Raw genomic sequence first — 12,559 nt, 5'->3', positions numbered from 1 at the left:
CGGGCGCTTTCCCCGGATGAATTCCCGGCCGTCGACGCATTACGACATGCCGGCGTCGCGTCGTCGCGCATCCCCGCCACCATTTCCCGCACCGCGTTCCGCAGCCGCCCCCATTCCGGGCGCCCGGCGGAGGCGAAAAGATTCGGGCCGCGCTCGCCCTTTTTGTATACGAGGCCGCTGTTAATGCCGTGCGCCGGCCGTGTTTACGGGAGGTTGCGAACCCCTCACACCGTTCGCGCGGCGCAGCCGGTGGGAGCCGCGCCAGCGTTCGGCGTGCTGCGCGGTGAGCGCCCGGGCGCGCTCGGCGTCGCCGCGGGCGACGGCGTCGACGATGGCGCCGTGTTCGGCCCAGGCGTCCGTCGGGTGGGCGGGCTCGTCCACCACGTACATCCAGGCGATCTTGTGGCGCAGCTGGGTGAGCAGCGAGGTGAGGCCGGGGCTCGCCGACGCCTGGGCGAGCGTCTCGTGGAACCAGCCCCCGAGCGCCCGCAGGTCCTCACCGGGGCCGCGGCGGGCCCCCTCCTGGCCGAGCCGGACGAGGCCGCGCAGCACCTTCAGGTGGGCGTCGGTGCGCCGCTGGGCGGCACGGGCGGCGCCCAGCGGCTCCAGCAGCGCGCGCATCTCCAGGAGGTCGGCGGCCTCCTGCTCGGAGGGCTCGGCGACGCAGGCGCCGACGTGACGGCGGGAGGTGACGAAGCCCTCGGACTCCAGCGTGCGCAATGCCTCGCGGACCGGTACGCGGGAGACGCCGTAGCGGCGGGCGAGCTGCTCCTCCGTCAGGCGGCTGCCGCGCGGCAGCGCCCCGGAGACGATGTCCGCCCGGATCGCCGTGCACACCGAATGCGCGGGAATGCGCATACCGAACCTCCGAACCGCTCCGCCCACCGTTTAATCCGCGCGACACCCAGGAGTTCGACGCTGTTGCGGTGACTCTATGGCAAGCACACCGATTTTCCGATGCCGGGCCGGAATTCATGGTGCTTTTTTGGACGTGCGCGGGCGCGCGGGAGGGTGTCCCGCCGACCTGTTCGGCGGGACACCCCTGGGGGCCACAATGGTGCGGAGGCCCCGGCTCGTCGGCGAGCGGGGGCCTCCGTGAGCGGGTGGCGGGTCAGACGTTGACGCCGCGGGCCCGGAGGTAGGACACCGGGTCGATGTCGGAGCCGTACTCGGCGCTCGTGCGGGCCTCGAAGTGGAGGTGCGGGCCCGTGGAGTTGCCGGTGGAACCGGAGACGCCGATCTGCTGGCCCGGCGCGACGCTCTGGCCGACGGAGACGCTGACCGAGGCGAGGTGGCCGTACTGGGTGTAGGTGCCGTCGTTCATGCGGATGACGACGTTGTTGCCGTAGGCGCCGCCCCAGCCGGCCTCGACGACGGTGCCGAGGCCCACGGAGACGACGGTGGAGCCGTAGGCGGCGTGGAAGTCGACACCGGAGTGGCTGCCGGAGGACCACAGCGCGCCGCCCGACTGGTAGGCGGTGGAGACGTACGAGCCGGCGACGGGCAGCGTGAAGCTGTTCAGACGCTTGCGCTCGGCCTCGCGGTCGGCGCGCTCCTGCGCCTCGCGGGCGGCCTCGGCGCGGGCCTCGGCCTTGCGGGCCGCCTCGGCGCGGGCCTCGGCGTTGCGCTTGGCGGCCATCTCGGCCTCCGCCTGGCGCTCGGCGACCTCGGCGGCCAGCTCCTGCGCCGACGCCTGGTCCGCGACCTCGTCGGCCAGTTCGTAGTCGGCGATGGCGGTGGTGAGCCCGGCGTCCTCCGGGGCCGCGGTCCGGTCGGCCTCGGCGGCGAAGGCCGGGGACGCGAGGGTTCCGATGACGCCGGAGGTGGCGAGTGCGGCGACGCCGGCGGCGTGGGCGCTCTTGCGGCTCAGACGGCTGGGGGCGCGGTGCTTCCCGGCGGCACGGGTGAACGCCATGAAGTGGATGTGTCCTTTCCTTCCCTCTCGCCTACCGGGTTAGCTGACGGGTTCGGAGCAGGAAGGTCTCCTACGGGCCCCTCCGCGCGGTGGCGAAGGCGTCCGATTCACCCCAGGGGACGGTGGGTCCCCGGTTCCCCAGGCTCGCGCCTGACGGGGATTCGGCGATCGCTGCCCGATGCCGCGGGTGCGGCGGATCATGCGGGCGGACAGCGACTAAGACGCTAAGTGGCTGATCTTCCAATAACCAAACGGACACGGTTTTTTGTAGCGCACGCCACAGTGCAGACACCCCACCTTGCCCACAAAACGGACACCCGGCCGAGGAAGGGAGGAGCCCCGGCATCCCTGGGGACGCCGGGGCTCCGTGTGCCCCTCCGAGTGCCGGGGCCGGCGGGAACCCGAGGTTCCGCGCGCCGCGGCTCCGGACCGGGTGTCAATCAGCCGGCGACGACGGTGACTTCACCGATGCCGAGCGCCTCCACCGGCGCCTTGATCCGCGCGGCGTCACCCACGAGCACGGTGACGAGGCGGTCCTGCGGGAAGGCGCTCACGACCGCGGCCGTGGCCTCCACCGTGCCCGTCGCGTCCAAGCGCTGGTACAGCCGGGCCTGGAAGTCGTCCGGGAGGTGCTGCTCCACCTGGTCGGCGAGCGTGGCCGCGACGGACGCCGCCGTCTCGTACTTGAGCGGCGCGACGCCCACCAGGTTGTGCACGGCGGCGTCACGCTCCGCGTCGGTCAGCCCCTCGGCCGCGAGGGTCCGCAGCACCTTCCACAGGTCCTCCAGGGCGGGGCCGGTGTTGGGGGTGTCCACCGAGCCGCTGATGGCGAGCATCGCCGCGCCCGAACCGTCCGGCAGCGACCGCAGGACCTGGCCGAAGGCCCGCACGCCGTAGGTGTAGCCCTTCTCCTCGCGCAGGACGCGGTCCAGGCGCGAGGTGAGGGTGCCGCCCAGGCAGTACGTGCCGACGATCTGGGCCGGCCACACGCTGTCGTGCCGGTCGGGGCCGACGCGGCCGATGAGCAGCTGCGTCTGCACGGCTCCCGGCCGGTCCACGATGACGACGCGACCGGTGTCGTCGGCGGTGACGGCCGACGCGGCGCGCTCCCGGGGCGCGTCGCCCGTCCACGCGCCGAGCGTGTCGGCGAGGACGGCGTCCAGGTCGATCCCGGTCAGGTCGCCGACGACGACCGCCGTCGCCGACGCGGGACGGACGTGGGCCTCGTAGAAGGCGCGCACGGCCGCGGCGTCGATCCGGGCGACGGTGTCCTCGGAGCCCTGACGGGGGCGGGACATGCGCGAGGTGGCCGGGAACAGCTCGGCGGAGAGCTGCTTGGCGGCGCGGCGCGCCGGATTGGCCGTCTCGTGCGGGATTTCGTCGAGCCGGTTCCGCACGAGGCGCTCGACCTCGCCGTCGACGAAGGCGGGGGCCCGCAGCGCCTCGGCGAGCAGCCCGAGGGCCTTGTGCAGCCGGGAGGCCGGCACCTCCAGCGAGACCCGCACGCCCGGGTGGTCGGCGTGCGCGTCGAGCGTCGCGCCGCAGCGCTCCAGCTCCGCGGCGAACTCCTCCGCGGAGTGCTTGTCGGTGCCCTCGGACAGGGCGCGCGCCATGATCGTGGCGACGCCGTCGAGGCCCTCCGGCTCGGCGTCCAGCGGGGCGTCCAGGACGATCTCCACGGCGACGACCTGCTGGCCGGGACGGTGGCAGCGCAGGACGGTCAGCCCGTTGTCCAACCGGCCCCGCTCCGGGGCGGGGAAGGCCCACACGCGGGGCGCGCCGGCCTGCGGCTGCGGGTGGAATTCCATGCTGGTCAGAGACACGGCAGCGTCGCTCACTGGTCCGTACCCTCCTCGTCGTCGCTGTCGGTCGGGTCGCCGTCGGCGCCCTTGGCGGGCTCGTAGACGAGCACCGCGCGGTTGTCCGGGCGCAGCCGCTGGGCGGCGACCTCCCGGACCTCGTCCGCGGTGACGTCCAGGACGCGCTGGACGGCGGTGAGGGCGAGCTGCGGGTCACCGAAGAGGACGGCGAAGCGGCACAGTTCGTCCGCGCGGCCGGCGACCGTGCCGAGGCGGTCCAGCCACTCGCGCTCCAGCTGCGCCTGGGCCCGCTCCATCTCCTCGGCCGTGGGGCCCTCGGCGGCGAACCGGGCGAGCTCCTCGTCCACGGCCGCCTCGATCTCCGGCACCTCCACGCCGGCGGACGTCTTGACGTCCAGCCAGCCGAGCGAGGGGGCGCCGGCCAGCCGCAGCAAGCCGAAGCCCGCGCCGACGGCGGTGCGGTCGCGACGGACGAGCCGGTTGTGCAGCCGGGACGACTCGCCGCCGCCCAGGACGGTCAGCGCGAGGTCGGCGGCGTCGCACGCGCGCGTGCCATCGTGCGGGAGGCGGTAGGCGGCCATCAGGGCGCGCGCGGGGACGTCCTCCTCGACGACCTGGCGGAGCTGCTCGCCGATGACGTCCGGCAGCGTGCCGTCCCGCGGGGCGGGCTTGCCGTCGTGGGCCGGGATGGAGCCGAAGTACTTCTCGACCCAGGCGAGCGTCTGCTCCGGGTCGATGTCGCCGGCGACGGACAGCACGGCGTTGTTCGGCGCGTAGTACGTGCGGAAGAAGGCGCGGGCGTCGTCGAGGGTGGCCGCGTCCAGGTCCGCCATCGAGCCGATCGGCGTGTGGTGGTAGGGGTGGCCGTCCGGGTAGGCGAGGGCCGTCAGCCGCTCGAACGCGGTGCCGTACGGGACGTTGTCGTACCGCTGGCGGCGCTCGTTCTTGACGACGTCCCGCTGGTTCTCCATCGAGTCGTCGTCCAGGGCGGCGAGCAGGGAGCCCATGCGGTCGGCCTCCAGCCAGAGCGCGAGCTCCAGCTGGTGGGCGGGCATGGTCTCGAAGTAGTTGGTGCGCTCGAAGCTGGTGGTGCCGTTGAGCGAGCCGCCGGCGCCCTGCACCAGCTCGAAGTGCCCGTTCCCCCGGACCTGCTGGGAACCCTGGAACATCAGGTGCTCGAAGAGGTGCGCCAGGCCGGTGCGGCCCTTGACCTCGTGGCGGGAGCCGACGTCGTACCAGAGGCACACCGCGGCGACCGGGGTCAGGTGGTCCTCGGAGAGCACCACGCGCAGGCCGTTGGCCAGCCGGTGCTCGGTCGCTGTCAGGCCGCCGGAGCCGGCCTCGGCCGTGGCCGTGTGACCCATGGGCATGTACGTCCCTTCGATCGCGTCATGGAAAAGTCCTGCCACTGTATGCAAGCGCGCCACCGCGCGGCGAAGTTCCCGGCAAGCTGCGGGGTCCCTCTTCCGGGTCGCGGTCGGTCCTGTCAGTGGGACGGTCCACAATGGTCGGCGTCAGATCCACCTTGGTGAAGGAGCCGCAGCAGCGATGGCCCGCCGCAGCACGAAGACCGCGCCGCCCGACGACTTCGAGGAGCGCATCCTCGACATCGACGTCGTCGACGAGATGCAGGGCTCCTTCCTCGAGTACGCGTACTCGGTGATCTACTCCCGGGCCCTGCCGGACGCACGGGACGGCATGAAGCCCGTGCACCGCCGGATCGTCTACCAGATGAACGAGATGGGGCTGCGTCCCGAGCGCGGCTTCGTCAAGTGCGCCCGGGTCGTCGGTGAGGTGATGGGCAAGCTCCACCCGCACGGTGACGCGTCGATCTACGACGCGCTGGTGCGCATGGCGCAGCCCTTCTCGATGCGCGTGCCCCTCGTCGACGGCCACGGCAACTTCGGTTCCCTCGGCAACGACGACCCGCCGGCGGCCATGCGGTACACCGAGTGCCGGATGGCCGACGCGACGTCCCTGATGACGGAGTCGATCGAAGAGGACACCGTCGACTTCGTCCCGAACTACGACGGGCAGGAGCGCGAACCGATCGCCCTCCCCGCCGCCTTCCCGAACCTGCTGGTCAACGGCGCCTCCGGGATCGCCGTCGGCATGGCCACCAACATGCCCCCGCACAACCTGGGCGAGGTCATCGCCGCCGCCCGGCACCTGATCAAGCACCCCGGCGCCGACCTCGAGACGCTCATGCGCTTCGTGCCCGGCCCGGACCTGCCGACCGGCGGCCGGATCGTGGGCCTCTCGGGCATCCGGGACGCGTACGCGTCGGGCCGCGGCTCGTTCAAGATCCGCGCGACGGTGACGGTGGAGAACGTGACGGCGCGCCGCAAGGGCCTCGTCGTCACGGAGCTGCCGTTCGCGGTCGGCCCGGAGAAGGTCATCGCCAAGATCAAGGACCTGGTCGGCGCGAAGAAGCTCCAGGGCATCGCCGACGTCAAGGACCTCACCGACCGCGAGCACGGACTGCGGCTGGTCATCGAGGTGAAGAACGGCTTCGTCCCCGAGGCCGTGCTGGAGCAGCTGTACAAGCTGACGCCGATGGAGGAGTCCTTCGGCATCAACAACGTCGCCCTGGTCGACGGCCAGCCCCTCACGCTGGGCCTCAAGGAGCTGCTGGAGGTCTACCTGGACCACCGCTTCGAGGTGGTGCGGCGGCGCAGCGAGTTCCGGCGCGGCAAGAAGCGGGACCGGCTGCACCTGGTCGAGGGGCTGCTGGTGGCGCTCATCGACATCGACGAGGTGATCCGGCTGATCCGGTCGAGCGAGAACTCCGCGCAGGCCAAGGAGCGGCTGATCGAGCGGTTCTCGCTGAGCGACGTCCAGACCCAGTACATCCTCGACACGCCGCTGCGCCGCCTCACCAAGTTCGACCGGCTGGAGCTGGAGGGTGAGCGGGACCGGCTGAAGGGCGAGATCGAGCAGCTGACGCGCATCCTGGAGTCGGACGCGGAGCTGCGCCGGCTGGTCTCGTCGGAGCTGGCCACCGTGGCGAAGAAGTTCGGCACCGAGCGGCGCACGGTCCTGCTCCAGTCGGCGGGCTCCCCCGCCGCGGCCGTCCCGCTGGAGGTCGCCGACGACCCGTGCCGGGTGCTGCTGTCCTCGACGGGCCTGCTGGCGCGCACGGCGACGGCCGAGCCGCTGCCGGAGGACGAGGGCAAGCGCGTGAAGCACGACGTCATCGTGTCGGCCGTGCCGGCGACGCAGCGCGGCACGGTCGGCGCGGTGACGTCCGGCGGGCGGCTGCTGCGCATCCCGGTGATCGACCTTCCGCAGCTGCCGGACACGGCGACGGCGCCGAACCTCTCGGGTGGCGCGCCGCTGGCGGAGTTCCTGACGCTGGAGAAGGACGAGACGGTCGTCTGCCTCACCACGCTCGACGAGTCGTCGCCCGGCCTCGCGCTGGGCACGCTCCAGGGGGTGGTGAAGCGGGTCGTGCCCGACTACCCGGCGAACAAGGACGAGCTGGAGGTCATCACCCTCAAGGAGGGCGACCGGGTCGTCGGCGGCGCCGAGCTGCGGACCGGCGAGGAGGACCTCGTCTTCATCACGTCCGACGCGCAGCTGCTGCGCTACCAGGCCGCCCAGGTGCGCCCGCAGGGCCGTCCCGCGGGCGGCGTGGCGGGGATCAAGCTGGCGGCGGGCGCGCGGGTCCTCTCGTTCACCGTGGTCGACCCGGCGGCGGACGCCCTCGTGTTCACGGTGGCGGGCGCGACCGGACAGCTGGACGCCTCGATCGGTACGTCGGCGAAGCTGACGCCGTTCGACCAGTACCCGCGCAAGGGGCGGGCGACCGGCGGCGTGCGCTGCCAGCGGTTCCTGAAGGGCGAGGACGTGCTGGTGCTGGCCTGGGCGGGCGCGGCGCCGGCCAAGGCGGCCCAGAAGAACGGGATGCCGGTCGAGCTGCCGGACGTCGACCCGCGCCGGGACGGCTCGGGCACGCCGCTGGTCAGGCCGGTGGCAGTACTGGCGGGACCCGTCGCGCAAGGGGCGTGACGGGCAGGGGGCGTGACGCCCACCGGGTGGTGGGCGGCGCGTCCCCTGCCGTCGTCCGTCAGGCGCCGTACGGGGGGTGTGCGCCGCCGTACGGGGCGGGGTGGGGGGCGTCCGGCTCGGGGTGCGGGTCGGGGGCGTCCCCGTACGCGTCCGGGTCCGCGTAGGCGTCGGGATCCGCGTACGGGTCAGGGTCAGGGTCCTCGTAGGCGTCCGGGTCCGCGTACGGGTCGGGCTCCACGTCGGCGTAGGCCGCCGGGTCGGGGACGGGCTCGGGGGCCGTGGCGCCCTCCGCCGCCGGGGCCCCGCCCGTCGCGGCGGCACCCTCCGGGTCGGCGCAGGGCCGGTGCGGGGCCCGCGGGTCCCCGTCGACCGGATCGGGCTCGGGCACGTACCGCAGGACCCCCCACAGGGCGTGTTCCTCCGGCACGTCGTGCGGGCCCGCCACCCGGCAGGCGTCGAGGCCCCGCAGCAGGGCCGCGCCGTCCGTGCCGGAGCCGATCAGGACGAGCTCGGTCAGCCGCTCCCCCGGCGGCCAGGGCTGCGGGTAGAAGCGCAGGAAGCGGCCCACCGCGTGGACGGCGTACCGGTGGTCCGGGTCGGCGGCGCCGAAGTCGACGAACCCCTTGATCCGGTACAGCCCCTCGGGCCGCGAGTCCAGGAAGTCCATCAGCCGCCGCGGGTGCATCGGCTCCCCCGCCGTGAACGACACCGTCTCGTAGGCGGCGTGCGGGTGCTCCCGGTGGTCGCGTTCGTACGCGTCGGCGTACAGGTCCTCGAAGGAGAGCTGCCGGACGCCGTCCGGGCCCTCCTCGAAGCGGGCGGCCCGGTCGAAGAGCAGCTCCGGGTCGACCCGCCCGTGCGCCGCGACGATCACCGCGGCACGGTCGGCGACGCCCGTCACGGCGTCCACGACGCGCCGCAGCTCGGCCTCCGGCACCCGGTCGGCCTTGTTGACGACGACGAGGTCGGCGAGGGCGAGGTGCCGGTCCGTCTCCGGGTGCCGGGCGCGGGTCGCGTCGAACTCCGCGGCGTCCACGACCTCGACGAGCCCCCCGTACACCACCCGGGCGTTGTCGCTCGCGAGGATCATCCGGACCAGCTCCTGCGGCTCGGCCAGGCCGCTGGCCTCGATGACGATGACGTCGAGCCCCGTGCCGGGCCGGGTGAGCGTGTCCAGGTAGGTGTCGAGTTCGCTCGTGTCGACGGCGCAGCACAGGCAGCCGTTGCCGAGGGAGACCGTCGAGCCGACCTGGCCGGCGACGGTCATGGCATCGATCTCGATGGAGCCGAAGTCGTTGACCATCACGCCGATCCGGGTGCCCCGGGCGCTGCGCAGGAGGTGGTTGAGCAGGGTGGTCTTGCCGGACCCGAGGAATCCCGCGAGGACGACGACGGGGATCTGCTGCACGCTCAAGGGGCACCTTTCACTCGGCCGCGGAGGAACGGAGGGTTCCTCAGGATAGGCGGGCGGGTGCCCGGTGTGGCGGCGGCCATTCCGCCTGGCGGCGGCGCCGTCTAACGTGTCCCGCCATGTGCCCGGCCCTCCCTCCGCCCTCGCCCTCCCGCGGCTCCCCGCCCGTCCGGCCGCCGCGGCCGGCCCGGTTGCCGTTCGGCCGTCCGCGCCGTGTGTTCTCGCAGGTGCTGCTGATCCAGCTGGCGGTGGCGGCCGGGGTGACGGTCCTGGTGACGGGGTTGTTCCTGGCGCCGCTGAGCAGCCAGCTGGACGACCAGGCGATGCGGCGGGCGCTGGCGATCGCGCAGACGACGGCGTCGTCGCGGCTGGCCGGCGAGCTGCTGTCGTCGGCACCCGCTGAGGACGGTCCGGTCCAGGCGGAGGCCGAGCGGATCCGGCGCGTCACGGGCGCGGAGTACGTGGTGGTGATGGACGCGCGGGGCGTCCGCTGGTCCCACCCGAACCCCGCCAGGATCGGCGAGGTGGTGTCGACCGACCCGAGCGGGGTGCTGGCGGGCCGGGACGTCCTGGAGATCGACAGCGGCACGCTCGGGCGCGCGGCCCGTGGCAAGGCGCCGCTGCGCGACGGGGACGGGCGGATCGTCGGCGCGGTCTCCGTGGGCATCGCGTACGACAGCGTGCGGGGCCGGTTCCTCGCGGCGATCCCCCCGCTGCTCGCGTACGCGGGCGGTGCCCTGGCGGCGGGGGCGCTGGCCGCGTGGCTGATCGCGCGGCGGATCCAGCGGCAGACGCGGGACCTGGCGTTCTCCGACATCGCGGCGCTGCTGGCCGAGCGGGAGGCGATGCTGCACGGCATCCGCGAGGGTGTCGTCGCGCTGGACGGGGCCGGCCGCATCCGGCTGGTCAACGACGAGGCGCAGCGGCTGCTGGAACTCGGGCCCGAGGTGACCGGGCGGCCACTGGAGGAGGTGCTCGGCGGCGGCCGTACCGCGGACGTGCTGGGGGGCCGGGTCACGGGCGGGGACCTGGTGGCGGTCCGGGGCCGGCGGGTGTTGGTGGCGAACCGGATGCCGACGCACGACGGCGGCGCGGTGGTGACCCTGCGGGACCGTACGGAGCTGGAGCGGCTGGGGCGCGAGCTGGACGCGACGCACGGCCTGATCGACGCGCTGCGGGCACAGGACCACGAGCACGCCAACCGGATGCACACCCTCCTGGGGCTGCTGCAGTTGGAGATGTACGACGACGCGGTGGAGTACCTGGTCGAGGTGGCGGGCGTGCGGCGGGCCACCGCCGAGCAGGTCACCGAGAAGGTGCACGACCCGCTGGTCGCGGCACTGCTGGTGGGCAAGGCCACGGTGGCGGCCGAGCGCGGCGTGGCCCTGCGGGTCTCCCCCGGCTCGCTGCTGCCCGACCGGTTGGTCGCGCCGGGCGAGGTGGTGACGGTGGTGGGCAACCTCGTGGACAACGCCGTGGACGCGGCGGCCGGATCACGGGGCGCCGCGGTCGAGGTGGAGCTGCTGGCACGGGGGCGCACGGCGGTGCTGCGGGTCTGCGACACCGGTCCGGGCGTCCCGTCGAACCACCGGGAGGCGGTCTTCACGGAGGGCTGGTCCACGAAGCGGAAGCCGTCCCACGGCGCCGGCCGCGGGCTGGGCCTCCCCCTGGTGCGCCGGCTCGCGGAGCGCCACGGGGGCGGCGTACGGGTGGGCGCGGCGGCGGGCGGCGGCGCGGAGTTCACGGTGACCCTGCCGGAGGCCCTCGCGGAACCCGCCCCGCCCCCGGCGGGTCCCGAGCCCGGCCTCCCGGGGGCAGCCGTGCCCGCGGAGGGAGCCGTACCCGCGGGAGGATCCGCCCCGGCGGTGCCCGAGCCCTCCGCGGCGCCGGAACCCCGATTCGCGGGCGTACCGGAGACGGGGGCCCCGGGGCTACAGGTGCCGGAGCCCCCGGCCGTACCGGGGCCACCGCCCGGGCTCCCCGGGGAAGCGACGCCGTGCCCCGGGCCGGGGTCCGGGCCCGGGACGGTGGGCGCGCCCGCACCGGACCCCGCGGCGGGCCCCGGCGCCTGCCCGTAGGTGCCGCCGTCCGATCGTCCGATCAGCGCAGGGCGGCGAGGACGGCGTCGGCCATCGCCCGTTCGCCCGCCGCGTTCGGGTGGAACGGCGCGGCGGCGTTGGTGAAGAGCGGTTCCATCCACCGCGTCCCGGCCGGCTTGCAGGCGTCGTGGCCGATCGACTTCGTGTAGGTGTCGACGTACACGGCCCCCCGCTGGGCGGCCTGGGTGGCGATCATCGCGTTCAGGCGTTTGTGGGTGTCGCGCAGCCACGGGGCGTCGCCCTTGGCGATCGAGACGACGGACGGGCAGTTGGTGCCGTCGTCGGGCAGTATCGCGGGATAGCCGGTGACCAGGATCGTCGCGTGCGGCGCGCGCTGGCGGACGCCGTCGATGGCCGCCGCGATCTTCGGGGCGGTGGCGTTGACGGTGGCGGCCAGCTGGTCGGTGCCGGTCCAGGTGTAGCTGCTCTTGCAGGGCGAGCCGAAGGGGTTGAACAGGCCGAGGCTCACACACCGGACGATGATGTCGGCGAAGCCGATGTCGTTGCCGCCGATGGTGAGGGTGACCACGTCCGTGTCGGCACTCAGCGCGTCGAACTGCGGCGGCGCGGAGGCGTTCTGGGCGGTCGTCATGTGCACGGTGGTGGCACCGCCGCAGGAGACGTCCCGGTGCGCGGCGGGGGTCAGCGAGGCGCGCACCAGCGCCGGGTAGTTGCGGTCGGATCGCATGCAGGCGGAGTCGACCTGGTCGGGCACGCCGGCCGCCGAGGCGAACGAGTCACCCAGCGCGACGTAGCGGTCGACCGACGTCTCGGCGCCCGCGGCGGGGCCGGCGCCGAGCGCGGCCGTGGCCAGCGCGGCCGCGGCGGTGGTGGTGGCGGCGAGGACGGTACGGGCGCGGCGGCCCGGGGGGACGGAACGCATGATGGTGCCTCTTTCGGTGGGGGCGGAGGCGTCGCCCCCGGCGGGCGGGAGGCCGGGGGCGAGCGGGGGGCGGCAGGCGGTCCCGTCCGGCCTGCCGTGTCATGGGGCACTGCGCGCAGTTACTGGTGCGTACTACCGGTACGTAATATGTGGCGGCCGTGACGACCCGTCAAGACATCGCGCAGCGGCGGTCGGATCTCCATCCGACCCCGGGGGGCGGGCCCGGGTTCCGTCCGGCGCGTCCGCCCCCGACCTCCACCCCGGTACCGGCCCGCCCACCCCCGGGCTCCGGTCCGCCCGCGTCCGCATCCGTCAAGCCGCGCCGACACCGGTCCACGCGCGCCCCCTCCCCTCACGCCGCGCCCGCGCCCGCTCCCGTCACGCCCGTCCCGCCCCGGCGGCGGTCAGGCCCGGCCGGCC

At 74.2% G+C, this 12,559-nt stretch carries 7 protein-coding genes, 1 pseudogene and 1 riboswitch; of the genes and pseudogenes, 2 read left to right on the top strand and 6 right to left on the bottom strand.

Annotation, left to right across the window (positions count from 1 at the left end; all coding sequences use genetic code 11):
* Nucleotides 1–180: 180 nt before the first annotated feature.
* The 4 genes from NRO40_RS22620 to NRO40_RS22605 form a co-directional block, all read right to left on the bottom strand.
* Nucleotides 181–858: a GntR family transcriptional regulator gene (locus tag NRO40_RS22620; RefSeq protein WP_058943835.1), complete on the bottom strand. Its 678-nt coding sequence runs from the start codon at nt 856–858 to the stop codon at nt 181–183.
* 253 nt (nt 859–1,111) lie between these two features.
* Complete coding sequence (locus NRO40_RS22615; RefSeq protein ID WP_058943836.1) at nt 1,112–1,915, bottom strand: M23 family metallopeptidase; 804 nt, start codon at nt 1,913–1,915, stop codon at nt 1,112–1,114.
* A gap of 13 nt (nt 1,916–1,928) precedes the next feature.
* A riboswitch (cyclic di-AMP (ydaO/yuaA leader) is annotated at nt 1,929–2,092 on the bottom strand.
* Nucleotides 2,093–2,355: 263 nt separating this feature from the next.
* Nucleotides 2,356–3,723, bottom strand: a complete 1,368-nt coding sequence (locus NRO40_RS22610; RefSeq protein ID WP_058943837.1) for a M16 family metallopeptidase — start codon at nt 3,721–3,723, stop codon at nt 2,356–2,358.
* 26 nt (nt 3,724–3,749) lie between these two features.
* Entirely contained in the window at nt 3,750–5,099 is a 1,350-nt protein-coding gene (locus NRO40_RS22605; protein WP_058943838.1) for a M16 family metallopeptidase, read from the bottom strand.
* A gap of 184 nt (nt 5,100–5,283) precedes the next feature.
* Here NRO40_RS22605 and NRO40_RS22600 point away from each other — a divergent pair, with 184 nt between their 5' ends.
* A complete protein-coding gene (locus NRO40_RS22600; protein ID WP_257375483.1) occupies nt 5,284–7,746 on the top strand; it encodes a DNA gyrase/topoisomerase IV subunit A in 2,463 nt (820 codons plus the stop codon).
* A gap of 376 nt (nt 7,747–8,122) precedes the next feature.
* Here NRO40_RS22600 and NRO40_RS22595 read toward each other — a convergent pair.
* Nucleotides 8,123–9,160, bottom strand: a pseudogene (locus NRO40_RS22595) (CobW family GTP-binding protein); the annotation flags it as partial.
* A 116-nt stretch (nt 9,161–9,276) separates the two neighbouring features.
* Between NRO40_RS22595 and NRO40_RS22590 the strand changes: the two are divergent.
* A complete protein-coding gene (locus NRO40_RS22590) occupies nt 9,277–11,235 on the top strand; it encodes a sensor histidine kinase (protein WP_079047225.1) in 1,959 nt (652 codons plus the stop codon).
* 22 nt (nt 11,236–11,257) lie between these two features.
* On the opposite strand, the gene NRO40_RS22585 is transcribed toward NRO40_RS22590, so the two are convergent.
* Nucleotides 11,258–12,139 carry an SGNH/GDSL hydrolase family protein gene (locus NRO40_RS22585; protein ID WP_058943286.1) on the bottom strand — a complete coding sequence of 294 codons (882 nt, stop codon included), beginning with the start codon at nt 12,137–12,139 and terminating at the stop codon, nt 11,258–11,260.
* Between the last annotated feature and the right edge of the window lie 420 nt (nt 12,140–12,559).

Source organism: Streptomyces changanensis (genome assembly GCF_024600715.1).
GTDB classification, from domain to species: Bacteria; Actinomycetota; Actinomycetes; order Streptomycetales; family Streptomycetaceae; genus Streptomyces; species Streptomyces changanensis.
Note: the sequence above shows the minus strand (reverse complement) of the source record. Positions and strands in the feature narration are given on the sequence as shown.

Bases quoted from the DNA above. Each gene is read 5' to 3' on its own strand.
- NRO40_RS22620 (WP_058943835.1), bottom strand. From the start codon at position 858: ATGCGCATTCCCGCGCATTCGGTGTGCACGGCGATCCGGGCGGACATC.
- NRO40_RS22615 (WP_058943836.1), bottom strand. From the start codon at position 1,915: ATGGCGTTCACCCGTGCCGCCGGGAAGCACCGCGCCCCCAGCCGTCTG.
- NRO40_RS22610 (WP_058943837.1), bottom strand. From the start codon at position 3,723: ATGGAATTCCACCCGCAGCCGCAGGCCGGCGCGCCCCGCGTGTGGGCC.
- NRO40_RS22605 (WP_058943838.1), bottom strand. From the start codon at position 5,099: ATGGGTCACACGGCCACGGCCGAGGCCGGCTCCGGCGGCCTGACAGCG.
- NRO40_RS22600 (WP_257375483.1), top strand. From the start codon at position 5,284: ATGGCCCGCCGCAGCACGAAGACCGCGCCGCCCGACGACTTCGAGGAG.
- NRO40_RS22590 (WP_079047225.1), top strand. From the start codon at position 9,277: ATGTGCCCGGCCCTCCCTCCGCCCTCGCCCTCCCGCGGCTCCCCGCCC.
- NRO40_RS22585 (WP_058943286.1), bottom strand. From the start codon at position 12,139: ATGCGTTCCGTCCCCCCGGGCCGCCGCGCCCGTACCGTCCTCGCCGCC.